Source organism: Streptomyces sp. NPDC059917 (assembly GCF_042730635.1).
Classification (GTDB): Bacteria; Actinomycetota; Actinomycetes; order Streptomycetales; family Streptomycetaceae; genus Streptomyces.
The window spans coordinates 93,736-117,994 of sequence record NZ_JBHWLC010000016.1 but is presented as its reverse complement, the minus strand read 5'-3'; the positions used below and the strand labels follow the sequence as shown (position 1 = coordinate 117,994).

21 protein-coding genes and 1 tRNA gene are annotated in these 24,259 nt (G+C 74.9%); 10 read left to right on the top strand and 12 right to left on the bottom strand.

Annotated features, from left to right (window positions below):
• Positions 1–2 precede the first annotated feature (2 nt).
• The 5 genes from ACFWAR_RS12330 to ACFWAR_RS12310 all read right to left on the bottom strand — a co-directional run bounded on the left by ACFWAR_RS12330 (position 3) and on the right by ACFWAR_RS12310 (position 3,854).
• On the bottom strand, positions 3–578 hold the full coding sequence (locus ACFWAR_RS12330) for a TIGR00645 family protein (RefSeq protein ID WP_385775954.1): 576 nt from the start codon (positions 576–578) through the stop codon (positions 3–5).
• A gap of 127 nt (positions 579–705) precedes the next feature.
• The gene (locus tag ACFWAR_RS12325) at positions 706–1,818 is read right to left on the bottom strand and encodes an alpha/beta hydrolase (protein ID WP_385775952.1); all 1,113 of its coding nucleotides are present in this window, start codon (positions 1,816–1,818) and stop codon (positions 706–708) included.
• 19 nt (positions 1,819–1,837) lie between these two features.
• Positions 1,838–2,518: a response regulator gene (locus ACFWAR_RS12320; protein ID WP_385775950.1), complete on the bottom strand. Its 681-nt coding sequence runs from the start codon at positions 2,516–2,518 to the stop codon at positions 1,838–1,840.
• Positions 2,508–3,704, bottom strand: a complete 1,197-nt coding sequence (locus tag ACFWAR_RS12315) for a sensor histidine kinase (protein ID WP_385775948.1) — start codon at positions 3,702–3,704, stop codon at positions 2,508–2,510. Before ACFWAR_RS12315 ends, ACFWAR_RS12320 begins: the two co-directional genes overlap by 11 nt.
• A gap of 77 nt (positions 3,705–3,781) precedes the next feature.
• Positions 3,782–3,854 (bottom strand) — tRNA-His (locus ACFWAR_RS12310).
• Positions 3,855–4,025: 171 nt separating this feature from the next.
• Between ACFWAR_RS12310 and ACFWAR_RS12305 the strand changes: the two genes are divergently transcribed.
• Positions 4,026–5,177, top strand: coding sequence for a M24 family metallopeptidase (locus ACFWAR_RS12305; RefSeq protein ID WP_385775946.1), 1,152 nt, complete (start codon positions 4,026–4,028; stop codon positions 5,175–5,177).
• Positions 5,178–5,213: 36 nt separating this feature from the next.
• On the opposite strand, the gene ACFWAR_RS12300 is transcribed toward ACFWAR_RS12305, so the two are convergent.
• Both ACFWAR_RS12300 and treZ read right to left on the bottom strand, forming a co-directional pair.
• Positions 5,214–5,849: a VOC family protein gene (locus ACFWAR_RS12300; protein ID WP_385775944.1), complete on the bottom strand. Its 636-nt coding sequence runs from the start codon at positions 5,847–5,849 to the stop codon at positions 5,214–5,216.
• A gap of 123 nt (positions 5,850–5,972) precedes the next feature.
• Positions 5,973–7,688, bottom strand: a complete 1,716-nt coding sequence (gene treZ, locus ACFWAR_RS12295; protein WP_385775942.1) for a malto-oligosyltrehalose trehalohydrolase — start codon at positions 7,686–7,688, stop codon at positions 5,973–5,975.
• Positions 7,689–7,815: 127 nt separating this feature from the next.
• Between treZ and ACFWAR_RS12290 the strand changes: the two genes are divergently transcribed.
• From ACFWAR_RS12290 to ACFWAR_RS12280, 3 genes are all read left to right on the top strand, one after another.
• Positions 7,816–8,391, top strand: a complete 576-nt coding sequence (locus ACFWAR_RS12290) for an FHA domain-containing protein (RefSeq protein WP_385775940.1) — start codon at positions 7,816–7,818, stop codon at positions 8,389–8,391.
• 107 nt (positions 8,392–8,498) lie between these two features.
• Positions 8,499–9,020, top strand: a complete 522-nt coding sequence (locus ACFWAR_RS12285; protein WP_385775938.1) for a DUF1203 domain-containing protein — start codon at positions 8,499–8,501, stop codon at positions 9,018–9,020.
• Positions 9,021–9,081: 61 nt separating this feature from the next.
• Positions 9,082–9,603, top strand: coding sequence for a GNAT family N-acetyltransferase (locus tag ACFWAR_RS12280; protein ID WP_385775937.1), 522 nt, complete (start codon positions 9,082–9,084; stop codon positions 9,601–9,603).
• Here the strand turns inward: ACFWAR_RS12280 and ACFWAR_RS12275 are convergent.
• Complete coding sequence (locus ACFWAR_RS12275; protein WP_385775935.1) at positions 9,590–10,915, bottom strand: M14 family zinc carboxypeptidase; 1,326 nt, start codon at positions 10,913–10,915, stop codon at positions 9,590–9,592. The two genes, ACFWAR_RS12280 and ACFWAR_RS12275, sit on opposite strands and share 14 nt — an antisense overlap.
• A 90-nt stretch (positions 10,916–11,005) precedes the next feature.
• On the bottom strand, positions 11,006–12,433 hold the full coding sequence (gene lpdA / locus ACFWAR_RS12270) for a dihydrolipoyl dehydrogenase (RefSeq protein WP_385775933.1): 1,428 nt from the start codon (positions 12,431–12,433) through the stop codon (positions 11,006–11,008).
• Between the two features lie 91 nt (positions 12,434–12,524).
• On the opposite strand from lpdA, the gene ACFWAR_RS12265 reads away from it, so the two are divergent.
• Complete coding sequence (locus tag ACFWAR_RS12265) at positions 12,525–13,403, top strand: LysR substrate-binding domain-containing protein (protein ID WP_385775931.1); 879 nt, start codon at positions 12,525–12,527, stop codon at positions 13,401–13,403.
• A 289-nt stretch (positions 13,404–13,692) separates the two neighbouring features.
• On the top strand, positions 13,693–14,172 hold the full coding sequence (locus tag ACFWAR_RS12260; protein ID WP_385775929.1) for a hypothetical protein: 480 nt from the start codon (positions 13,693–13,695) through the stop codon (positions 14,170–14,172).
• 71 nt (positions 14,173–14,243) lie between these two features.
• Here ACFWAR_RS12260 and treY read toward each other — a convergent pair whose 3' ends face one another.
• A complete protein-coding gene (gene treY / locus ACFWAR_RS12255) occupies positions 14,244–16,454 on the bottom strand; it encodes a malto-oligosyltrehalose synthase (RefSeq protein WP_385775927.1) in 2,211 nt (736 codons plus the stop codon).
• A gap of 82 nt (positions 16,455–16,536) precedes the next feature.
• On the opposite strand from treY, the gene ACFWAR_RS12250 reads away from it, so the two are divergent.
• On the top strand, positions 16,537–17,829 hold the full coding sequence (locus tag ACFWAR_RS12250) for an MFS transporter (RefSeq protein WP_385775925.1): 1,293 nt from the start codon (positions 16,537–16,539) through the stop codon (positions 17,827–17,829).
• Here ACFWAR_RS12250 and glgX read toward each other — a convergent pair.
• Entirely contained in the window at positions 17,814–19,928 is a 2,115-nt protein-coding gene (gene glgX / locus ACFWAR_RS12245; protein WP_385775923.1) for a glycogen debranching protein GlgX, read from the bottom strand. The two genes, ACFWAR_RS12250 and glgX, sit on opposite strands and share 16 nt — an antisense overlap.
• A 263-nt stretch (positions 19,929–20,191) precedes the next feature.
• Between glgX and ACFWAR_RS12240 the strand changes: the two genes are divergently transcribed.
• From ACFWAR_RS12240 to ACFWAR_RS12230, 3 genes are all read left to right on the top strand, one after another.
• The gene (locus tag ACFWAR_RS12240) at positions 20,192–21,460 is read left to right on the top strand and encodes an SAV2148 family HEPN domain-containing protein (protein WP_385775921.1); all 1,269 of its coding nucleotides are present in this window, start codon (positions 20,192–20,194) and stop codon (positions 21,458–21,460) included.
• Positions 21,461–21,586: 126 nt separating this feature from the next.
• Positions 21,587–21,940, top strand: coding sequence for a VOC family protein (locus ACFWAR_RS12235; protein WP_385775919.1), 354 nt, complete (start codon positions 21,587–21,589; stop codon positions 21,938–21,940).
• 110 nt (positions 21,941–22,050) lie between these two features.
• The gene (locus tag ACFWAR_RS12230) at positions 22,051–22,803 is read left to right on the top strand and encodes an exonuclease domain-containing protein (RefSeq protein WP_385775917.1); all 753 of its coding nucleotides are present in this window, start codon (positions 22,051–22,053) and stop codon (positions 22,801–22,803) included.
• Positions 22,804–22,818: 15 nt separating this feature from the next.
• On the opposite strand, the gene ACFWAR_RS12225 is transcribed toward ACFWAR_RS12230, so the two are convergent.
• A complete protein-coding gene (locus tag ACFWAR_RS12225; protein WP_385775915.1) occupies positions 22,819–23,781 on the bottom strand; it encodes an endonuclease/exonuclease/phosphatase family protein in 963 nt (320 codons plus the stop codon).
• Positions 23,782–24,259: the final 478 nt, after the last annotated feature.

Sequence of the window (24,259 nt, the reverse complement as noted above, 5' to 3'; positions counted from 1 at the left end):
GCTCAGTGCGCCTCGGCGCGCTGGGGCAGCAGGCGGTCGATCAGGGCCAGCGCGAGGGCGGAGACGATGAACGCGAAGTGCACGATGACCTGCCACATCGTCTGCTGCCACACCCAGCCCTCGCGCGAGATCTCTATGAAGGCCTTCAGGAGGTGGATGGAGGAGATGCCGATGATGGCCGTGGCCAGCTTGACCTTCAGCACGTTCGCGTTGACGTGGCTGAGCCACTCCGGTTCGTCCGGGTGGTCCTTGAGGTCCACCCGGGCCACGAAGGTCTCGTAGCCGCCGACGATCACCATGAGCAGCAGGTTCGCGACCATCACCACGTCGACCAGGCCCAGCACGATCAGCATCGTGCCCGTCTCGTCCAGGCTGCCCAGCCGCGCGAGGAGGTGGGCGAGGTCCTTGAGGAAGACCCAGACGTAGACCATCTGGGCCACGATCAGACCGAGGTACAGCGGGAGCTGGAGCCAGCGGCTGAGGAACATCAGCGAACCGATGCGGTGCCCGGCCGTCGGCGGCCGCGGGGCGGCGGGCGGTGCGGTGGAGCGGGTCGGGGCGGGCGGAGCGGTGGTCATGCCGCCACCCTGCCCCGCGCCGCCCGCGGACGTCCTCGTCCGGAGGTACGGGAGCGGCGCCCCGGCATCAATCGATCGGACGGTTCGCGCCCCGGGCCCGAGCCCCGGCCCGTCGCCCCGGGGCCCCTCAATCCGCCCGCAGTCGTCCCACCAGCCACTGCAGTGCCGCGGGCAGCTCCCGGCCCCAGGTCTCGTAGTTGTGCCCGCCGCTGTCCAGCACGATCGAGGAGACCCGGGCGGGCGATCGCACCGCCGCGATGAACTCCAGGGTCTGCGGGTACTGCTTCTCGCCCTTGCGGCTGCTCGCCACCAGCAGGGAGACCGGCGGCTGCGGCAGCGCCCGCAGCCGCCACAGCAGGTCGCTCTCCCGCCGCAGCACCGGGTTCCCGCCGAACAGCTCGCCCGTCTCCTCGTCCCGCTCCGCCGCGTAGGACGCCGAGAGCCCGGCCGCCGCCCGGTAGGACTCCGGCGCCCGCAGGGCCAGCTTCAGCGCGCAGTACCCGCCCACCGAGTTGCCCATCACGCCCCACCCCCGAGGGTCCCGGGTCAGGCCGTAGTGCCCCGCGACCGCCGCCGGCAGGTCCCGCGAGAAAAACGTTTCCGCTTGCGGTCCGCCCGGCACGTCCACGCATTCGGTGTCCCGCGGCGGCGCCACCGTCGGGGTCATCATCACCAGCACCGCGGGCCGCATCGCCCCCGACCGCACCGCGTCCAGGGCCAGCTGCGGGTAGTGGAACAGGTCGAGCAGCACCCGCGTCGTGCTCGGGTACCCGCTCAGCGCCAGCACCACCGGGAACCGGGCGCGCTGCTCCGCGCTCGCCCGCAGGAACTCCGGCGGCAGGTGGACGTACGCCTGCCCGTTCAGCCCGCTGCGGGACCCGCGCACCGTCACCGCCTCGATCCGCCCGATCACCGCCGGATCGTCCGAGCCCCGGTAGCGCCAGGAGTGGGTGCCCTGGACCCGCACGGCGTCCGCGCCCGGGGTCCCGGTCGCCGGCTCGTCCCGGGACAGGGCCAGTATGTCGTGCCAGGAGGAGTAGAAGCCGTACCCGCCGTTCACCGCGAGCAGCAGCGGCAGCCCCATGGTCAGGGCGAGCACCAACTGGAGCCCGATCCGCCCGAGCACCGGTTTCGCACCGGGGCCGGCCAGCCGGGGCCAGGCCCACCACACCACCGCCACGAACACCACGCCCGCCAGGACCAGCGCGCAGATCAGGGCGGGAAGGCCGTTGATCGCCATCGAGGAGCCGCCCCGCCGCTCAGCCGACCGGCCCGCGCGAGGTGACCGCGCCCGTTTCCCACGCCCAGGCGGCGATCTCGACCCGGTTGCGCAGGCCCAGCTTGGCCTGCACCGACACCAGGTGGGTCTTGACCGTCGACAGCGAGATGTACAGGTCGTCGGCGATCTCCTGGTTGGTCAGCCCGCGCGCCACCAGCCGTACGACGTCCAGCTCGCGCCCGGACACCGGCGGGGCGGCCGCGGCGCCGGTGTCCTCGGCCGCCGGGGCCTCGCCGAGCCGCTCCAGCAGCCGCACGGTGACCGCGGGGGAGACCAGCGCGTCCCCCCGGGCCGCCGCCCGGACCGCCTCCACCAGCAGCGCGGGTCCCGCGTCCTTGAGCAGGAAGCCGCTGGCCCCGCCGCGCAGCGCCCCGTACACGTAGTCGTCCTGGTCGAAGGTGGTCACGATCACCACCCGCAGCGGATCGGCGACCCCCGGGCCCGCGAGCGCCCGGGTCACCTCCAGGCCGTCGAGCCGGGGCATCCGCACGTCGACCAGGCACACGTCCGGCCGCAGTCGCCGGGCCAGCTCCACGCACTCGGCGCCGTCGGACGCCTCGCCGACCACCTCGATGCCCGGCTGGGCGCCCAGGATCAGGGCGAAGCCGGTGCGGACCATCTCCTGGTCGTCGGCGATCAGTACGCGGATGTCACGGCTCATGGCGTTGATCTTGCCAGGCGAGCACCGGGAAGACACCGGTGACCTGCCAGCCACCGCCCGGCAGCGGCCCCGCCGCGAGCCGCCCGTCCACCGCGTCGACCCGTTCGCGCAGGCCGATCAGGCCCAGCCCGCCCCGGCCGCCGGGCGGGACGTGGCCGCGCCGGTCCCCGCGGTCGTTGACCACCTCGACGCAGAGCCGCGCTCCTTCGGCGGTCAGGTCCACCCGGGTGGCGCGCGCCCCGGGCGCGTGCCGGGTCACGTTCGTCAGCGCCTCCTGGACCAGGCGGTGCACGGAGGTCTCCACCTCCGGCGCCAGCCGCACCCCGCGCACCCCCCGCGCCAGGGTCAGTACCGCGCCGGGCCGGTCCGCGACCAGGCGGCCCAGCTCCGCGAAGAGGTCCTGCGGGCGCGGCACGCCCGTGTCCTGCTCGCGCAGCACCCGCACCAGCCGGCGCATCGAGGCCAGCGTCTCGGAGCCCGCCTGCTCGATCGAGCGCAGCAGCGGATCGAGCCGTTCGGGCGCCGTCTCCCGGATCGCCTGGGCGGCCTGCGCCTGGACCACGATGCCGGTCACGTGGTGGGCCACGAAGTCGTGCAGGTCACGGGCGAGTTCGTGGCGTTCGTGCTCGCGCACGGCGGCGACCGCCCGGGCCCGGCGCGCGTCCAGCAGCCGCAGGTAGCCGCCGAAACCGGCGGCGGCCGCGGCCACCAGGGTCAGCGCGAAGGCGGCGGTCTCCGCGGCCTCGTCGCTCGGCATCCGCAGCGGGGCCCCGGCGGCGGCCAGCCACAGCAGCAGGCACAGGGGCACCACCCGACGGGGGGCGGTGGACCGGGCGGCGCGGGCCAGCAGGCTCAGCAGCGCGGCCGATTCCAGCAGCCCCCACCCCCCGCCGGTGCCCCGGTCGGGCACCAGCATCGCGGCCGTGGCCACGAGCGAGAGGACGGAGGCGGCCAGGGCGCACCGCTCCAGGGTGAGCGCGCGGTGGCGTCCGGGCAGCAGGGCGAGCACGCCGACCAGGGCGGAGGTGGTGAGGACGGCCGCGGCGTGCGGGTCGACGACGGTGGCCCGGTCCACGGCCCACAGGGCCGCCGCGCCGACGGCCCCACCGAGGACCCCGACGGCGGCGCCGCCGCCGAGGGCGCCGCGCGCCCCGGCGACGGCCCTGGTGAAACGTTCTTGCCGCATCGCTGTCCCGGCCGTGTGCGGATGTGGAAAAGCCCGTGGGGGGTACGAGGAAAACCTCGTACCCCCCACGGGATCAGGGTGAGTGACGGGACTTGAACCCGCGGCCACCTGGACCACAACCAGGTGCTCTACCAACTGAGCTACACCCACCACGAAGGGCGGCGGACCGCCCGTTCGATGTGCAAGCACAGCATAGCCGATCAGGGAGGTGGTCCCGCGACACCGTTTCCGCGGCCCCGCCGGGCGCCCCCGGGGTGCGCCGGGCCGGTTCGACCGGCGCGGCCGTCGCGCGCACCGCACCGCTCACGGCAGGATCGGCCCATGGCCTTCGACACCGCACCCGGTACCGCGTCCGACACCGCCCCCGACCCCTTCACCGCCGCGGACTACGCGGCCCGGATGGCCGCGGCCGCGCAGAGCGCCGCCGACGCCGGGCTCGCCGGTCTGCTCATCGCCCCCGGCCCCGACCTCACCCACCTCACCGGCTACCGGCCCGTGGACACCGAGCGGCTGACCCTGCTGGTCCTGGCAGCGGGGCAGGACCCGGTGCTCGTCGTCCCCACCCTGGAAGCCCCCGACGCGGCCGCGGCGGCCGGCGCTCCCGCACTCACCCTGCGCGACTGGACCGACGGCAAGAACCCCTACGGCGTCACCGCCCCGCTGCTCGACGTCTGCGGTCGCTTCGGCGTCAGCGACAACACCTGGGCGCTGCACCTGCTGGGACTCCAGCGCGAGTTGCCCACCACCTCCTACGTCTCCCTCACCGACGCGCTGCCCATGCTGCGCGCCGTCAAGGACGAGCGCGAGCTGGCCCGGCTGGCGGCGGCGGGCGCCGCGGCCGACGCCGCCTACGCCCGGATCCTCGGAGTCCGCTTCGCCGGGCGCACGGAGACCGAGGTCGCCGCGGACCTGGCCGCGCTGCTGCGCGAGTACGGCCACTCCCAGGTGGACTTCACCGTGGTCGGCTCCGGGCCCAACGGCGCCAACCCGCACCACGAGGCGGGCCCGCGGGTGATCGAACACGGCGACATGGTGGTGCTCGACTTCGGCGGCCTCAAGCACGGCTACGGCTCCGACATCTCCCGCACCGTCCACGTCGGCGAGCCGACGGCCGAGGAGCAGCGCGTGCACGACATCGTCCGGGAGGCCCAGCGGACCGCCGTCGAGGCGGTCCGCCCCGGCATCGCCTGCCAGGACGTGGACCGGGCGGCCCGCGCCGTGATCACCGAGTTCGGCTACGGCGAGCGGTTCATCCACCGCACCGGCCACGGCATCGGCGTCACCACGCACGAACCGCCCTACATGATCGAGGGCGAGGAGCGGCCCCTGGTCCCGGGCATGTGCTTCTCGGTCGAGCCCGGCATCTACCTCCCGGGCCGCTTCGGCGTCCGGATCGAGGACATCGTGACGGTCACCGAGGACGGCGGGCGCAGCTTCAACGCCGCCCCGCGCGAACTCGCCGTCGTCGAGTAGCGCCCGCGGCCCGGGTACGTCGCCGACCCGGCCCGGTCAGATCGTGACCGGGCCGTGGGCGGTGGCGAACTCGACGGAGACCAGGCCCGCTTCCTCGTCCTCGACCCAGGTCACGTCGATCTGGTCGAGGGGGTGGTCGGCCGGTTCGCCGAGGAATTCGGCGATGGAGGCGGCGTCACCGGCGATGGAGACCCCGTGGATGGTGCTGGAGGTGCGCGGGTCGGCGCTCGGGCGCTGCTCGGTGGGGGCCATCCACTGCAGGAAGTAGGGCAGCTGCGGGTCCTCCATCAGCTCCAGCAGGCCGATCTGCTTCCACCTCAGGTCGAACCCGTCGGGGCGGACCCGGTGGCCCTCGGTCGAGGTGCGGCCGAGGCGGGCCTCGACCGGGGCGATGTCGTCGACGGAGACCACCCAACCGAGCCAGCCGCCGCCCTCGGCGGCGCGGCGCGCGACGGCCTGGCCGAAGGGCGCGCGGTCGGCGGCGGGGTGGTCGAGCGTGGTGACGACCTCGACGTAGGTGCCGCCGCTCAGCGGGAGGACGAAGTTGCGCGTACCGAACCGCGGGTGCACGCCCCCGTCGACGAAGCCGGCGCCGAGGGCCGATCCGATCCACTGAACGGTCGAGACGAAGCTGTCGCGGGCCACCGCATAGGACACATGATCAAGTCGCACCGCGCCATCATCACCCGACCGCCCCCACACGTCCCGACGCCACGCCCGACGCCCCGGCCGCGTCCGCCGCGGATTCGGCCGCGCGGCGGACCGATCCTCGCCGACCCGGCCGGGCGGCCCCGCTCACGGGCCCAGCACGGCCGCCGACTCGCCCGCGAGGTGGAGGCGGCCGTCCGGACCCGGGTGCTCCAGCGGCTCCCACGAGGCCAACACCCGTACGCCGTTGCGGCCCAGCGCGATCGTCACCGGCTCGGCGGACAGGTTGACCGCGACCCGGACGTCCCCGCGCCGGAAGGTCACCCAGCGGCGCTCCTCGTCGCAGGCCACCCGGACCGCCGCCAGATCGGGATCCCGCAGGTCGGGCAGGGTCCGGCGGAGCGCGATCAGCGTCCGGTACCACTCCAGCAGCCGGGCGTGCGCGGCCGCCCGCGGCTCGGCCCAGTCCAGGCAGGACCGCTCCCGGGTCGCCGGATCCTGCGGATCCGGGATCTCCTCGGCCTTCCAGCCGTGCGCCGCGAACTCCCGGCGGCGGCCGGTGCGCACGGCCTGCGCGAGCTCCGGGTCCGGATGGTCGGTGAAGTACTGCCAGGGGGTCCCCGCCCCCCACTCCTCGCCCATGAACACCATCGGTACGAACGGCCCCGTCAGCGCCAGGGTCGCGGCGCAGGCCAGCAGCCCGGGGGAGAGGGACGCGGCGAGCCGGTCGCCGAGCGCCCGGTTCCCGACCTGGTCGTGGGTCTGGGAGTACCCGAGGAAGCGGTGCGCGGGGGTACGGCGCCGGTCCACCGGGCGGCCGTGGGTGCGGCCCCGGAAGGAGGACCAGGTGCCGTCGTGGAAGAAGGCCCGGGTCATGGTCTTGGCCAGCGCGCCGAGCGGGGCGTCGGCGAAGTCGGCGTAGTAGCCCTGGGACTCGCCGGTCAGTGCACAGTGCAGGGCGTGGTGGAAGTCGTCGTTCCACTGCGCGGTGAGGCCGAGGCCGCCGGCCGTGCGCGGGGTCGTCGTCCGTGGATCGCACTGGTCCGACTCGGCGATCAGGAACAGCGGCCGCGCGGTCTCGACGCCGAAGGCGTCGACGGCCGCCGCCAGTTCCTCCAGGAAGGTCAGCGCCCGACCGTCGGCCAGCGCGTGCACGGCGTCCAGGCGCAGCCCGTCGATCCGGTAGTCCCGCAGCCAGCCGAGCGCGCTGCCGATCAGGTACGCGCGCACCTCGTCGGAGCCGGGCGCGTCCAGATTGACCGCCGCGCCCCACGGGGTGTGGTGCGTGTCGGTGAAGTACGGGCCGAAGGCCGGGAGGTGGTTCCCGGAGGGGCCGAGGTGGTTGTGCACCACGTCCAGCACCACCCCGAGCCCGGCGACGTGCGCCGCCTCCACGAAGCGGGCGAGCCCGGCCGGGCCGCCGTACGGCTCGTGCACGGCCCACGGCGCGACCCCGTCGTAGCCCCAGCCGTGCCGCCCCGGGAAGGAACAGACGGGCATCAGCTCCACGTGCGTGACGCCGAGGGCGGCCAGGTGGGGCAGGCGGGCCGCGGCCGCGTCGAAGGTGCCCTCGGGGGTGAAGGTGCCGATGTGCAGCTCGTACAGGACGGCGTCCTGGAGGGAGGTGCGGGGCGCGGGGGCGGGCACCTCGGGGAAGAGCGCCTCGACGTCGACCACGGCCGAGAGCCCGTCCGGGGCGTCGGCGGCGGGGTCCAGGAGGAACCCGTACCGGTCCCCGTCGGCGGCGGGGGCCTCCACGCGCCACCAGCCCGCCCGCTCCGGATCGGGCGCCATGTTCCGCGTGCTGTCGTTCAGCCGCAGACCCACCTGTCCTGCCTGTGGTGCCCACACCTCGAACTGCATGGACGGTCCCCTCGTCTCGGGCGGCAACCGGCATCCGTGCCACGCCGGCGTCTCGACCCGGCCCATCATCGCGGGCCGGACGCGGGAGTTCTGGACACTTGGTGCACGACGGGCCGACAATCACCCTGTGACGTCCAGTTTCGAGTTCCCCGCCTATCCGGTGCCCCGGGTCTCCGACGCGGAGCGCGAGCGCGCGCTCGGCCGGCTGCGGGACGGCGCGGCGGACGGCAGGCTCTCGCACGACACCTTCGTGCGCCGGATGGAACTGGCGCTGGTCGCGCGCCGCTCCGAAGAGCTGGCCGCCCTCACGGCCGACCTCGGCGCGCGCGGCCCGAACGCGCTGGAAAGCCCCCTGACGCAGCGTCTGTTCGGCTGGGTCGGCAAGGTCTCGGCGGTCAGCTCCGGCGTGCGGCGCGCCTGGGCCGCGGAGAAGCTGCCGAAGCTGCTGCTCCCGCCGCACGGCGGCCTCGGGCAGGCGCTGACCATCGGTCGGGACCCCGGCAGCGGCCTGCGCCTCGTCCACGAGACGGTCTCCCGCCACCACGCCGAGCTCAGCCTGCGGGGCGGCCTGTGGGTGCTGCGGGACCTCGGCTCCACCAACGGCACCACGGTCAACGGCCAGCGCGTCACCGGCGCCGCCGTGGTCCGCGCCGGCGACCAGGTCGGCTTCGGCACCATGCAGTACCGGCTGTCGGCGAACTAGCGGCGAACTAGCGACGGCTCGCGACCGCTCGCGGCGGGCCGTGGGACCGGGGGTTACACGTCCGATTCCTGCCAGCCCGCGCCGGGGGCGGGGCCGAGACTGGAGCCATGACGACGACCTACACCCCCCTGCCCGTCCCGCCCGCCGCCCTGCGGGAGCTGCGGGTCACCGATGACGCCGGGCGGCCCGTGCGGCCGTTCACCGCGCACGCGGACGGGACGCCGATCGACTGCGTGGGCAGCCCGCTGCGCTGCTGCCTGCGGGGGATCGAAGCCGGTGAGCGGGTCGCCCTCGTCTCCTACGCGCCGCTGCGCCGCTGGGCGGCGGACACCGGGGCCCGGCCCGGGGCCTACGACGAGGTGGGGCCCGTCTTCATCCACGCCGAACCGTGCGCCGGACCGGCGGAGGGCCGCGAGTACCCGTTCGCGCGTGCGGGGGCCCTGCGCACCGTGCGGCGCTACGACGCCGCCGGACACATCGTCGGCGGCCGCCTCTTCGAGGTCCCGGACGACGCCGGGGCCGGGTTCGACCGGGTCCTCGGGGAGGCGTTCGCCGAGCCCGAGGTGGCACTGGTGCACGTACGGGCCCTGGAGTACGGCTGCTTCCAGTTCGAGGTCCGTCGCCCGTAGGCAGGCCCGGTGCCTGGACCCCGCGCGCGCGGCGCCGCGGGCCGGACCGCAGGATGGCGCCATGGATTCCATGGACCAACGGCCCGCGGTGCGCCCGGCGCGCCCCGAAGACCTTCCGCGCGTGGTGGAACTCATCCACGAGCACGTCGCCTACGAACGCTCCGCCCCCCGGCCGCCCGACCTGGCCGAGCGGCTCGGCCCGCTGCTCTTCCCCGGGGGCGACGCACCGGCGCCCCCGCTGTGGGTGCTGATCGCCGAGGACCCGACGGGGCGGGCCGTCGGATACGCCGCCTGCTCCCGGGAGTTCGCCTTCTGGGACGCGGCCCACTACCTGCACATGGACTGCCTCTACCTCGCCGAGGGCGCGCGCGGCCACGGCCTGGGCGCGGCCCTGATGGCCGCCGTCGCCGCCCTCGCCGCCGACCTCGGCCTCGACCAGGTCCAGTGGCAGACCCCCGACTGGAACGAGGGCGCCGTCCGGTTCTACGACCGCCTCGGCGCCACGGGCACGCCCAAGCGCCGGTACGGCTGGCCCGTCCCGGCCGCCGCGGACGCGGACCGGGCGGAGGTCACCCCCCGGTAGGGGGCGGACCGGCCGCCAGGAGGCGCTCGTACGTCGCCAGTACGGTGCGGGTCTGGTGCTCGACCTGGGTGGCCACCGGCACCCAGCGCGGCTGGAACCGGGCCGCGAAGGCCTCGCACCAGCCCGTCACCAGCCGCTCCAGCGCGGTCGCCGCCGGGTGCCCGGCCGCGCACAGCACCCGCAGCAGCATCGCGGCCGCCCGCAGCGCGAGACGCCGGGCGAAGGCGTCGATGCTCCCGATGTAGGCGGCCGTCGCCTCCGGCGGCGCGGAGCCGGCGGACCACTCCGCGGCGATCTGCGGGATCAGCGCGAGCGTCCAGTCCACCGCCCGCAGCAGCGGCCCCGACGCCGGGTCCCCGGCAGGCAGTTGGCCGCGCGCCCCCGCGAGCACCCGGGCCACCTGCTCGGCGTCCGCGGTGAGCCGCCGGGCCAGCGACCGCAGGGCGCGCCGCGGATCGGGGTGCGGGGCCGGATCGTCCACCAGGTCGCTGGCCCACATGGGGACCTCGACGATCGCGGTCGTCCCGTCGTAGGCATGGGCGTGGTACCAGGTGCTCAGCCGGGTGTCCTCCGGGTGGAACACCCCGGGGGCGTCGCTGTCCGGCGCGGGCATCACGAAGATCCCGGGCCCCGGCGAGGGCCAGCCCGCCGCGTCCGAGGCGCCGGTCTCCACCGGGATCCGCAGCTCGGCGGCCGACTTGGCGAACGGTTCGGCGAGCCCCGGTATGTCCCGGGTGAGCTGGACCCAGCTGCCGCCGAGGTCCGTCGCGTGCAGGGACACCTGGAGCACCGGACGCAGCTCGTCGATCAGCGCGGTGAGGGCCAGGGTCTCGGGCGGCAGCCGGTCCGGAGGCAGTAAGGACGGCGCCCACTCGGGCTGTTCGGGGCCGGGCGGGCGGAAGAAGTTGCGGTGGTAGTCCAGGATCGAGCGCGGGTGCGGGGTGCGGTGCAGGGCCGCGCCGTCCGGGTCGGCGCAGAGCAGGAAGTGCCAGCCGCACCCGGCGCGCAGGCCCGGGGCGTCCAGGACGCGGCGGGCGAGCGCGAGGGCGGTCGGCCCGCCGACGGGTTCGTTGGCGTGGGCCCCGGCCACGACCAGGACGTTGCGGCGCGGCGCGGCGTCCGGACCGGAGCCGGGGCCGGGGCCGGGCGGGGTGGCGGGCGACTGGACGGAGAGCAGCCACAGCGGGCGCCCGCCCCGGGAGGTTCCGGTACGGCGGAGCCGGACCAGCCGGGGGTGCGCGTCGGCCAGCGCGCGGGCCGCCAGGGCGAGTTCCTGCGGTGTGGGGTAGCACATGTCTCGGAGGAGGGTCACGGTCAAGCTCTGCCCGCCTGACGTGCGCCCCTACCGCACCGGAGGCTCCGGGTTGGCGCCCGCCGCCGCCACGGCGGCCCCCGCGCCCGGCTACTGCTGGTGCAGGCCGCGCCCGGCCAGGGTCAGGAAGACCTCGCCGACCGCCTCCGAGAGCGTCGGGTGGGCGTGCACGTGCCGGGCCACGTCGGCCGGTTCGGCGTCCCATCCCACGATCAGCTGGCTCTCCGCGATCATCTCCGACACGTGCGGCCCGACCAGGTGCACCCCGAGCACCCGCCCGCCGCGCTCGGCGACCACCTTCACCATCCCGCCCTGCCCGTGCACCATGCCCTTCGCCACGGCCGTCAGCGGCATCGAGTTGACCACCACGTCGTAGGACCGCTCCCGCGCCTGCGCCTCGGTCAGCCCGACCGCGGCCGTCTGCGGGGCCGAGTAGGTCACCCGCGGCACCGCCGCGTAGTCCACCGGCGCCGAGGCCACCCCGGCCAGGGTCTCCGCGACCAGCAACCCCTCCGCGAACGAGGCGTGCGCGAGCCCGAGCGACGGGGGCGGCAGCAGGTCGCCGACCACGTGGATGCCCGGGACCGCGGTCTCCAGCCGCGACCAGTCGGCGGGCGCGACGAACCCCCGCTCGTCCACGGCCAGTCCGGCCGCCTCCAGGCCCAACCCGTCCGTCACCGGCACCCGGCCGACCGCGACGAGCAGCCGCTCCGCGGCGATCGCGCGCAGCTCGCCGCGCGCGGTGCGCACGGTGGCCGTCACCCCGCTGCCGTCCGGGGCGCGCACCGCCCCCTCCAGCCGGGCCCCCGTCAGCACGTCGATCCCGCGCTTCTTCAGCCCCCGGGTCAGGTGCCGCGACACGTCCACGTCCTCCAGCGGGACGAGCCGGTCGGCCGCTTCGACCAGGGTGACGTCCGCGCCCATCGACCGGTGGAAGGAGGCGTACTCCACCCCGATCGCCCCGCCGCCCAGCACCAGCACCGACCCGGGCAGTCCGGGGGCGAAGAGCGCGTCGTCACTGGTCACCACCGTCGTGCCGTCCGGCTCCAGGCCCGGCAGGATCCGCGGCCGCGAGCCGGTGGCGAGCACGATCCCGCGGGTGGCGGTGAACTCCCGGCCGTCCTCGGTACGGACCGACCGCGGGCCGGTCAGCCGCGCCCCGCTGCGCACGACGGTGACCCCGGCGTGGCCCAGGTGGCCCTCGACGCCCTTGTGGTTGCGGCCGACGATGTCGTCGCGGGTGGCGGTCAGCGCGGACCAGTCCACCGAGTCCAGGGTCGCCTTCACCCCCCACCGCTCGCGGGCCTCGGCGATCCCGTCGACGAGTTCGGCGGCGTGCAGCATCGCCTTGCTGGGGATGCAGCCGCGATGGAGGCAGGTACCGCCGACCTTGTCCCGCTCCGCCAGGACGACCTTCAGGCCGAGGGCCGCGGCGCGCAGGGCGGTGCCGTACCCGCCGGTGCCGCCGCCTATCACGATCACGTCGGTCACGGTCACGTCGATCACGTCTGTGTTCATGGGGCAAGCCTGCGCGGCGGGGCCGGGGCGGGTCCAAGGCAATGATCTTGTCGGACCCATGCACGTCCTGCATGACACATGATGGCTGGTCATGAGCCTGCGCCAGATGGAGTACTTCCTCGCCGTCGTGGAGGAGTCCTCCTTCACCCGGGCCGCGGAGGTCCTGTACGTCACCCAGCCCGCCCTGTCCCACCAGGTCAAGGCGTTGGAGCGGTCGCTCGGGGGAGACCTGCTGGAACGGATGCCGCGGGGCGTGCGGCTCACGGCGATGGGGCGCGCCTTCCTGCCGCACGCCCAACTGGCCGTGCGCAGCGCCCGGCTGGCCGAGCGCGCCGCCCGCGCCGCCGCCGGGGCGAACGGCGGCGAGCTGCACGTGGCCACCCTGCACGCCCTGGCCGTCGGCCTGCTGCCCGGCGTGGTCGCCCGCTGGCGCGCGCTGCATCCCGGGGTCGGGCTGGTGCTGCGCGAGTACGCCTGCACCGACGCCCTGGAGGAGCAGCTGGAGCGCGGCGCCGCCGACCTCGCCGTGGGGCCGGAGCCGCAGGGCTGGAGCGGTCCGGTGCTCCCGGCGGGCCGGGAGGAGATCGTCCTGGTCGCGGCCTTCGACGACCCGCTCGCGGGGCGCGCCTCGGTCCGGCTGGCCGAACTCGCCGACCGCGACTGGATCCGGTGCGCGATGGAACCGCGCGTCGAGGGCGAGCCCTTCCTGGACCTGGTGTGCGGCCGGGCGGGGTTCACCCCGCGCAGCGTGCTCCACACGGAACACACCTCCACCGCCGTCCGGATGGCCGCCGCGGGCATCGGCGTCGTCGCGGCCCCCGCGCACCTGGTCCGCGGCGCGATCGGCGAGGACTGCGTCCTGCTCCCGGTCGACCCGCCGTGGCACCGCCCCCTGGCGGTCTTCTCCCGCCAGCCCCTCACCGGCGCGGCCCGCTCCTTCGCCACCCTCCTGACGCCCCCGCCCGGCTAGGCCGTCTCTTTCGGATCTTGCCGGGCCCGCGGCGTCTGGCACCGCGCCTGGCCGCACTGCCGGGGCGACCGAGTACGTCCAGTACACGAGCGCCCCGGCAGCACGGCCATGCACGGCACCAGACGCCGCGGGCTCGACCGACAAGATCCGAAAGAGACGACCTAGGCCACCGCCTGCGGATCCTCGCGGGTCCCCGACCGGCCCTCCGGGGGCGCCGCACACCCGGCTCGGTGGGACCGGGGGGAGCCGTGGGCTAGGGTGCGCCGAACCGGGGTGAGGGGGGATCGCGTTGGAGCGGCGCAGGGTGCTCGGGATCGGTGCGGGGCTCGGAGCGGGGGCGGGCGCCGTGTGGGCGTGGCGGGCCTTCGGCGGGCGGGAGGACGCCGGGGGCGGGGCGAAGTGGCACACCGACAGCGCCCCCGTCGAGGCGGCGTTCCCGGAGCTGGGCCCGCTCACCGACGCCGAGTGGGTGAGCAGCCGGGACAACGAGCGCGACCTGCCGTCACCGGAACTCAGCATCTCGGGCTTCGCCCGGCTGGCCCCGGGCAGGCTCGCCGAGCTGACGGCGGCCCACGCCTTCGTCCCCGAGGCGCCGACCGGCGGCTTCACCTCGTGGTTCGAGAAGCCGCTGGCCGGTCGGGGGCCGCAGCACCCGCGGTGGATCCGGATCCCCGGGCTCGACCGCGACGGCGGCGGCTCCTCCACCCGCCTGTGGTTCGACCGCGGCAGCGACACCGTCCGCTTCACGGCGCTCAACCCGTACGGCTAGGCCCCCTCCGGGGTCGCCTCGCTCTCCCCCGGAGGGCAGGTCGGGGACCGGCAGGATCCGCAGGAGGCGGCCTAAGGCGCCGCCGGCGGTTCGCGGACCAGGACCGTCACCGGGCCCGCCGACAGCAGGTGTGCGAGGGGGACCCGGCCGGTCAGGGGTGCGCGTCCGGGGTCCAGGACCGGGGTCCAGGCGCCCGGGGGCAGCGGCAGCAGGGCGTCGCCCCAGCCGCCCGCGACGTCGAGCAGGTGCGGCAGCCGGGTGACCGCGACCAGCAGCTCCGGGGAGCGGGTGTAGGCCAGGCAGTGCTCCGCCGCCGGGCCCTCGGCCGCCAGCGGGGCGTAGCCGACGAAGAGCTCCGGGCGCTCCCGCCGCAGCCGCAGCAGGGTGGTCGTCAGCGCCCGCTTCGCCGCGCCGGAGCCGGACCGCGCGGGGCCGGGGAAGGCCACCGGGCGGCGGTTGTCCGGGTCCACCAGGGTGCGGCACTCGTCCTCGCCGCCCTGGTAGAGCTCCGGCACGCCCGGCATGGTCAGGTGCAGCGCGGTCATCGCCAGGATCCCGTCCCCGGCCGCCGCCGAGACGTCCGGCAGGGCCGCCGGGCCGGGCAGGTGACCCGCGAGGGTCGCCTCGTACGCGGGGTCCGGGTCGGTCCAACTGGTGTGCAGGGCGCTCTCCTTGGCGGCCTTGAGCAGGGCCGCGGCGAGCCGCTCGGTGCGCTGCGGCGCGTCCCCCAGGCCCAGGGCGCTCTGGAAGGCCGTCCACGCCTGGCGCGGGTCCGGCGCCCCGGCGAGCAGGGGCATCAGGTCGGGGCGCTGGGAGAGCACCGCGATCCGCGCCCGGACGTCCGCGCTGCGCTTGGTGTCGTGCGTGGACAGCACCGTGCCGGAACCGGGCCAGTGCCGCTCCAGATGGGCGCAGTACGCGTGGAACTCCTCCGGGAGGACCGCCGGTCGGCCCGGGTCGCCGCCCACCTCCGTCGCCGACAGCAGCGGGGCGTAGCGGTAGAAGGCCCGGTCCTCCAGGGACTTGGCGCGCAGCGCGGCCGAGGTCTGGGCGAAGCGCGCCGCGAAGGCGGCGTCGGACAGCAGCAGTGCGCGCACCGCCGCGACGGCCTCCGGGGCGGCGGCCGACTCCGGCGGGTCGACGAGGCCGGGCAGGTCGTCCCGCCCCGGGTAGGTCCGGTAGACGGGACAGGCGACGAGGAGTTCCCGTACGGCCCGCGCCAGAGGGGGCCCGGCGCGCCGCACCAGGGTGGCCAGTTCGGCCGCCAGGTCCTGCGTGAGCACCTCGCGGGTGGCGTCCTCGGCCGTCCTCGCCCAGTCGGGCGCGCCGGTGGAGTTCCGGTAGCGGGCGGCGAGTTCGGCGGCCCCGGTGCCGCAGGTCAGTACCCCGTCCACCTGCCGCAGGGCGTCGTAGCCGGTGGTGCCGGCCACCGGCCAGTCCCGCGGCAGCCGTTCCCCGTGCGCCAGGATCTTCTCCACCACGATCCACGCTCCGGGACCCGCCGCGGCCCGCAGTCGGCGCAGGTAGCCCGCTGGGTCCGCGAGCCCGTCCACGTGGTCGATCCGCAGCCCGTCGGCGACCCCGTCGGCGAGCAGTTCCAGGAGCTTGCCGTGCGTGGCGGCGAACACCTCGGGATCCTCCACCCGCACCCCGATCAGATCGGAGATGGTGAAGAAGCGGCGGTAGTTGAGCCCGGTGCGGGCCTCGCGCCAGTGCGCCGGCCGGTACCACTGGGCCGCGAGCAGCTCGGCGGTGGGGAGCGCCCGCGTACCGGCCCGCAGCGGGAAGCGGTGGTCCCCGACGTGGAGCAGGTCGCCCGCCACCCGGACGTCGGCCGGATCCAACGGCCCGGCCAGCACCGGCAGCAGCAGCTGCCCGTCGTTCACCTCCCAGTCGATGTCGAACCAGCGCGCGTACGGCGATCCGGGACCTTCCCGGAGCACCTCCCACAGGGGGTGGTTGAGTTCTAAGGCCGCCGGGACCGCCATGTGGTTCGGGACGATGTCCAGGACCAGGCCGAGGCCGTGCGCGCGGGCCGTGCGGGCGAGCGCGCGCAGCCCCTCCTCGCCGCCCAGCTCGGCCCGGACCCGGGTGTGGTCGACGACGTCGTAGCCGTGGGAGGAGCCGGGCACCGCCTCCAGCACCGGGGACAGGTGCAGGTGCGAGACCCCGAGCGAGGCGAGGTACGCGGTGGCGGAGGCGGCCGCCGCGAAGGGGAATTCCGGGCTCAGCTGGAGGCGGTAGGTGGCGGTCGGGCGCGGGGTGGCTGGCTGCGGGCTCATGAGAACGTACGTACCCAGCCTGCCGGATTCCGTGCCATGACCCAATGCATCCGGGTGACTGCGCCGGGTTAACGTTCGTCGGGTGTTTGGAACCGTCGACACCTATCGAAAAGTCATCGCCCTCACCGGGCCCCTCCTGCCCGTCATATCCTTCTTCGCCCGACTCCCCGTCGCGATGTCGCAGTTCGGGAGCGTCCTGCTGGTCGTCCAGACCAGCGGCTCCCTGGCCACCGCCGGCATCGTCGGCGGCTCGCTCTCCGCCGGCCAGGTGGTGTGCGGCCCCCTGCTGGGCCGACTGGCCGACCGCCACGGACAGCGGCCGGTCGTGCTGGCCGCCGCCGCCGTCAACGCCCTCGCCACCGGCGCACTGGTCGCCGGGGCCCTCGCCGGCCTCGATACGGTCCCGCTCGCCGCGATCGGAGCCGTCACCGGGGCCTCCATCCCCCTGATCGGACCGCTCGCCCGGACCCGCTCCGTGGCCCTCGCGCACCGCGCCGGGGCCGACGAGGGCGTGATCGGCGCGGTCCACTCCCTCGAAGGCACCCTGGACGAGGTGTCGTTCGTCTTCGGCCCGGCCCTCGTCGGGCTCGCCGTCCTCGTCGCGCACCCGGCCGTCGCCCTCGCGGGCGCGGCCGTCCTCGTCGTCGCCTTCGGCAGTGCCTACGCCCTCCACCCGACCGCCTCCGTCACGGCCGGGTCGCCGGCGCCCACCGGCGCCGCGAAGGCCGCCCGCCCCCGCCACCCCGGGATCGTGCACGCGGTCCGGGGCTCGCTCGCCCTCCAGGGCGCCATGTTCGGGGCCTGCCAGGCCGGCATCGCCTCCCTCACCGACCGCCTCGGCGCCCCCGGCCAGGCCGGGATCGTCTACGCGGCGATGGGCGTGGTCAGCGCGGTCGTCGGCCTCGCCCTCGGCGCGCTGCCCGCCCGCTTCGGGCTGCGGCTGCGCTGGCGGACGGCCACCGGCGCCGCCCTCCTGCTCTCGGCCCCGCTGCTGTTCGTCGACAGCCTCTGGAGCCTGTACGCCGTCGTCACCGTCCTCGGCGCGGCCTACGCCCCCCACCTGATCACCGCCTTCGCGCTGACCGAGCGGGCGGTGGCCCCGGACCGGCTCGCCGAGTCGATGGCCTTCGCCGCCAGCTCCCTGGTCGCCGGGCAGGCCGTGGCGCTCGCCGTCTCCGGACGGCTCGCCGAGTGGTACGGGCCCGCCGGAGCCTTCGCGGTCGCCGTGGGCGCGGCCGCGCTGTGCCTGGTCCTCGCCCTCCTCGCCCGGGTGCCCGCCGCCCGCACGCACCCGGCCGCGGCGGACGGCGGGGCGCCCGCCGGACCCGCCGCCGCCGTGTCCGCGGCCCCGCGGGACGCCTACGCCGGGCGCTGAAGCACCACCAGGCTCCGCCCCGTCAGCGCCACCCGGTCGCCGGCCGCGTACTGCGGTCCGGTGCCGGGTGGCAGTACGTCCGCCCGCGCCGTGTCCACCACCAGCCGCCACTGCGCGCCGTGTCCCACCGGGATCGTGAAGTCCTGGGACTCCGCGCCCGCGTTGAACATCAGGAGGAACGAGTCGTCGGTGATCCGCTCGCCGCGGGTGCCCGGCTCGGAGATCGCCTCCCCGTTGAGGAACACCGCCAGGGCCTTCGCGTGCTGCGCCTGCCAGTCGCGCGCCCGCATCGGCTCGCCGTGCGGGGTGAACCAGGCGATGTCCGACAGCTCGTCGTCGGTCCCCTCGACCGGCCGGCCGTGGAAGAAGCGGCGCCGCCGGAACACCGGGTGGTCGCGCCGCAGCCACACCATCTGCCGGGTGAACTCCAGCAGGGTCGGCGCCGGCTTGCCCGGCTCCGGCCAGATCAGCCAGGACAGCTCGTTGTCCTGGCAGTAGGCGTTGTTGTTGCCGCCCTGGCTCCGGGCGAACTCGTCGCCGTGACTCAGCATCGGCACGCCCTGCGACAGCATCAGCGTCGCCACGAAGTTGCGCATCTGGCGGGCGCGCAGCTCCAGGACCTCCTCGTCCTCGGTGTCCCCCTCGACCCCGCAGTTCCAGGACCGGTTGTGGCTCTCGCCGTCCCGGTTCCCCTCCCGGTTGGCCTCGTTGTGCTTGTCGTTGTAGGAGACCAGGTCGTGCAGGGTGAAGCCGTCGTGGCAGGTGGCGAAGTTGATCGAGGCGAGCGGGCGCCGCCCGTCGTCCTGGTACAGGTCCGAGGAGCCGGTCAGCCGTCCCGCGAACTCGGCCAGCGTGCGCGGCTGGCCGCGCCACAGGTCCCGCACGGTGTCGCGGTACTTGCCGTTCCACTCGGTCCACAGCGGCGGGAAGTTGCCCACCTGGTAGCCGCCCTCGCCCAGGTCCCAGGGCTCGGCGATCAGCTTCACCTGGCTGACCACCGGATCCTGCTGGACGAGGTCGAAGAAGGAGGAGAGCCGGTCCACCTCGTGGAACTGGCGGGCCAGGGTCGCCGCCAGGTCGAAGCGGAAGCCGTCCACGTGCATCTCGGTCACCCAGTAGCGCAGCGAGTCCATGATCAGCTGGAGGACGTGCGGGGACCGCATGAGCAGCGAGTTCCCCGTGCCGGTGGTGTCCGTGTAGTAGCGGGCGTCCTCCCCGAGCCGGTAGTAGGACGCGTTGTCCAGGCCCCGGAAGGACAGGGTCGGCCCGAGGTGGTTGCCCTCGGCCGTGTGGTTGTAGACCACGTCGAGGATGACCTCGATGCCCGCCTCGTGCAGGGCCCGGACCGCCGATTTGAACTCCAGCACCTGCTGGCCCCGGTCTCCGGAGGCGTAGGCGTTGTGCGGGGCGAAGAACCCGATGGTGTTGTAGCCCCAGTAGTTGCTGAGCCCGTCGTTGAAGAGCCGGTGGTCGTTGACCGACTGGTGCACCGGCATCAGTTCGAGCGCCGTCACCCCGAGCTTGGTCAGATGGCCGATCACCGCCGGATGGGCGAGGGCGGCGTACGTACCGCGCAGTTCCTCGGGCAGGTCGGGGTGACGCATGGTCAGCCCCTTGACGTGCGCCTCGTACAGCACGGTGTGGTGGTACTCGGTGCGCGGCGGCCGGTCGTTGGCCCAGTCGAAGTACGGGTTCACCACCACCGAGGTCATCGTGCGCGGCGCGGAGTCCAGGTCGTTGCGCGAGTCGGGCCGGCCGAAGTGGTAGCCGTACACCTGCTCGCCCCAGTCGACCGACCCGCTGATGGCCCGCGCGTACGGGTCCAGCAGCAGCTTGGCCGGGTTGCAGCGCTGCCCGCGCTCGGGCTCGTACGGTCCGTGCACCCGGAAGCCGTAGCGCTGACCCGGCATCACCCCGGGCAGGTAGGCGTGGCGGACGAAGGCGTCCGTCTCGCGCAGCTCGACGGCGGTCTCCGAGCCGTCGTCGTGGAGGAGGCACAGTTCGATGCGCCGTGCGGCTTCGGAGTAGACCGCGAAATTGGTGCCCGCCCCGTCGTACGTGGCACCCAGGGGGTACGCCTGTCCTGGCCAGACCTGCATAGATGCGACTCTTCCAATCTGATCCGGCGTCGGACTACGTCCCCCAGATCTTCCCCGAAAGAGCGGAGGTACGCGGGGACTTGGGATGGTCCTACCGGGTGAAGGCGTAGAGCCGATATGCGGGTCAGTGGACTATGCGCGCATCGGATAATGGGTCAACGGCGGGCCGTTGTAAGGGCCATCCGGCTGCACCGGGCCGCGCGCCCGGGATACCCTTCCTTGATCGTTGGAGGCGGGGGCCAGGAGCGGGAGGCGGTGCGCGGGTGGGCTCGGGAGGTCTGGAGCTTCCCCCTGGTGACAGCGGTCACGAGGGCGGTCCGGCGGACACCCCGGGAGGTGTACCCGGCGCGGTGGCCGGGACGGTCTTCCTGGCGGGTCCGACGGAGACCGGAAGTGCGGGAAGTGCCCGGACCGGGGTGGAGCTGGACTGGGGCGCGGACGCGTGGAGCGAGGTCCGCACCAGGGCCCAGCGCGCCGGCCGGGCGTACATCTGGCTCAATCTGATCGAACAGCGGCTGCGGGCCGTGGTCGGGGCGGTGCTCCGGCCGATCTACGAGCCCGTGCACGGCCAGGACGACTGGGTGGTCGCGGCCGCCGGGCCCGCCGGGCAGGAGTGGGTGCAGCGGGCGGTCGCCGTCCGCGAGGTCAGCCGCCGCAAGGGCTACCTGCTGGACTCGGCCGACGACAACGTGCTGAGCTTCCTGACCCTGCCGCAGCTGCGGGAGCTGATGGTCCAGCACTGGCCCTGCTTCGAGCCGTACTTCGACGACCGGCGCGAGATCGAGCAGGCCCTGGACGAGCTGGAGGTCACGCGCAACGTGGTCTCCCGCAACCGCGCCCTGTCGCGCCCGGTGCTCGAACAGGCCGAGCGGGCCTCGGCGCGGCTGCTCGACGTCCTGGGCGGCGGCGCGGGCAGCCCCTCGGCCGACCGGCTGCCGATCGACGCCGTCGAGGACCTGGTCGGCGACCGGTACGCGGACGTCATCTCGGTCCACCCCGACCGGGTGCGGCTGCAGCGCCAGCTCCCGGCGGAGGACCTCTTCGGCGGCGCCCGCCGCCTCGACGCCATCGGCATAGGCCTGAACCTGCTCGTCCAGAACTACTCGGGGCGAAGACTCGTCCGGCTCACCGAGGCGGGCTGCCGGGTGCGGCTGCTGTTCCTCAATCCGGCGAGCAGCGCGGTCAAGCGGCGCGAGCGGGAGCTGGGGCTGCGCAAGGGGGAGTTGAGCCGCTCGGTGGAGATGAACATCCTCCACGTGCGGCGGGTCAGGGCGGGGCTGCGGGACCCCTCCCGCTTCGAGATCCACGTCTTCGACGAGACCCCGCGCTTCACGGCCTACCTGGTGGAGGGGGAGTCCTCGGGCATCGCGGTGGTCCAGTCGTACCTGCGCCGGGCCCGCGGGATGGAGGCGCCGGTCCTGGTGCTGCGCGGGGGCGGCCGGGGGGTGCCGCGCGACGCGGACCACGGCCTCTTCACGACCTACCGGGAGGAATTCGAATCGGTGTGGGAGGACTCCCGGCCGGTGTCGTGAGCGCGGGCGGAGCCGGCGCGGGGCGGGAGCGGGGTGGGCGCGGGTCGGGCGCGGGTCGGGGCGGGCCGGGTCGTCGGTCCGTCCGGTCGCCGGTCCGTCCGGCCGCCGTGCTGGCAGGATGGCGGCATGGAACGTGTGCAAGGCATCGGTGGACACTTCATGCGGGCCGCGGACCCGGCGGCCCTGGGCGCGTGGTACCGCGACTGCCTGGGTCTGGACGCGGACGAGAACGGCCTGTGGCGCCAGGAACCCGGGCCGACGGTCTTCGCGACCTTCGAGTCCGGGACCGAGTACTTCGGCTCCCGCACCCAGCAGAGCATGATCAACTTTCGGGTCCGCGACCTGGACGCCATGCTCGCGCAGTTGCGCGCGAAGGGGGCGGACGTGGCGGACGGGACCCAGGACATGGCGGGCGTCGGCCGCTTCGGCTGGGTCACCGATCCCGAGGGCAACCGGGTGGAACTGTGGCAGCCCGCATGAGCCGCCCGCCCGCCTGAGTCGCCGCGCCGATCACCCCGGGGGCCGGACTGTCAGTGCCGCGTGACAGGCTGAAAGCCGTTGACCGGATGTGTACGGGGGAGGGGCGCGTGATGGGGGACCGGCACGACAGCTGGATCAGTGGGCCGTTGGTGGCCTTCGACCTGGAGACGACGGGAACCGACGTCGAGACCGACCGCATCGTCACGGCCGCCGTGGTGCGGTTGGAGGAGGACGGAGCCGTCTCGGGGGAGCGGACCTGGCTCCTCGACCCCGGAGTGGCGATACCGGAGCAGGCGTCGGCCATCCACGGCATCTCGACGGAGCACGCCCGCGCGCACGGCGCGCCGGCCGCCGCCGCGATCGACGAGATCGCGCGGGCCGTCGCCGAGGGGCTGGGCCGGGGGACGCCACTGGTCGTGATGAACGCCCGCTACGACCTCTCGCTGTTGGACCGGGAGTGCCGGCGGTACGGGGTGGAGTCGGTGAGCGAGCGGCTCGGCGGGGTGCCCGCGCCCGTCATCGATCCGCTGGTGATCGACAAGCACGTCGACAAGTACCGCAAGGGCAAGCGGGCGCTGCACGCGCTGTGCGCGCACTACGGGGTGCCGCTCCTCGACGCGCACGACGCGCGGGCGGACGCCGTGGCGGCCGCCCGGGTCGTGCGGCGCATGGGGGAGAAGCACCGGCCCGTCGGGGTCATGCCGCTGGCGGACCTCCAGGACCTCCAGGTGCGCGCGGCGGCCGAGCAGTCGGTCTCCCTCCAGGCGTACCTGCGGCGCACCGCGGACCCGACCGCCGTGGTGGAGCCCGCCTGGCCGCTCATCCCCCGCGGGCCGCAGGACGAGGACGCGCTCAGCCGTTAGGGAGCCCGGCCCCCGTCACGCCGTGGGTCTCAGCCCGGTCAGGACGGGGCGGTGGTCGCTGCCCAGGTCGGGCAGGACACGGGTGGTCGTGGCCGCCAGGCCGCGCAGCAGCACGTGGTCGATCCGGACCACGGGCAGGGCGGCCGGCCAGGTGAAGCCGAAGCCCCGGCCCGCCTGGTCCTGCGCCGCTTCGAGGTGCCGGGCGAGGGGCGCCAAGCCCCGGTCGGCCAGGCTGCCGTTGAGGTCGCCGAGCATCAGCACGCGCGGGGCCGGATCCCGCGCCACGCGGTCGGCCAGCGCCGCCGCGGCCGCGTCGCGGGGCCCGACGGTGAAGCCCTCGGTCGCCCGGACCCGTACGGAGGGCAGGCGCACCGCGTACACGGCGGTGTCACCGCCGGGGGCGGCGACGACGGCCCGGATCGCGTGCGGCCAGGGGCCGCCCAGATCCATCGCCTCGACCTCGCGCAGCGGATGGCGCGACCACAACCCGAGCGTGTTGCGGGTGGTGTGGTGGGGGTAGGCCTCGGCCAGCGCCTTCTCGTAGGCGGGGACGGCCGATACGGGAACCTTCTCCAGGGCGACGAGATCGGCGCCGGTGGCGATCACCTCCCGGGCCACGGCCTGCGGCGCGGTGCGGGCCCCGCCGACGTTGAAGGACAGGGCCTCGAAGGCACTGGGCCCCGTCCGGGGCGGCGCCGTCAGGGCGGGCACGAAGAGGTGGCACCAGGCCACCAGGGGCACCAGCGCCGCGGCCACCGCCACCTTGGTGCCGCGCGCCGCGGCGCCGAGGAGGAGCACGGCTATCGCGACGCCGAACCAGGGCAGGACCGTCTCGACGAGGCTGCCGAGGTTGCCCGGGCGGTCGGGCAGCAGCCGGGGGAAGAACAGTGCCGTGGCGAGCAGCAGCGCCGGGACGGCGATGCGTGCGGTGTGGCGGGGGCGGCCCCCGGAGCGCTCCCGCCGTGTGCTGCGGGTCATGGACGATCACTTTCGCTCGGCGGACGCGGGATCGGATGCGAACCCGGCGCCTCGGGTGGGTGGACACGGCGACGCCCGAACCGCCACCGGGGCGGGGAAGGGTCCCCATTGACCCTGGTCCCAGGCGCTCGCCATGCGAATGTCGACCGAGATCTTCAGCTGGTCTTCAGCAATTTCCCGAATGTCTTTCCATTTCCTTGTCCGGCCCGCGGATCCCCCCATTGATTTCGCGTGATTTCGCGGAGCGGCGCCACCTTCCGCGGTGGTGGGCACCTGCTGGGCGCGACGGGGTGCGCGAAGAGCGCGGGTACGCGGAAGCCGCCGGCGGCCCCGGACCCGTACGAGGAGAAGCGGCCGCGGGGGAAGGCCACTTCCCCCGCGGGACGTCATCGCGGTGCGTCGAGCGGGATCGGTGGCGCATACGCCTCGGGGCTACTGCCACTGGGCACGCTGATCACCTCCCGCGGATTCGGACGCG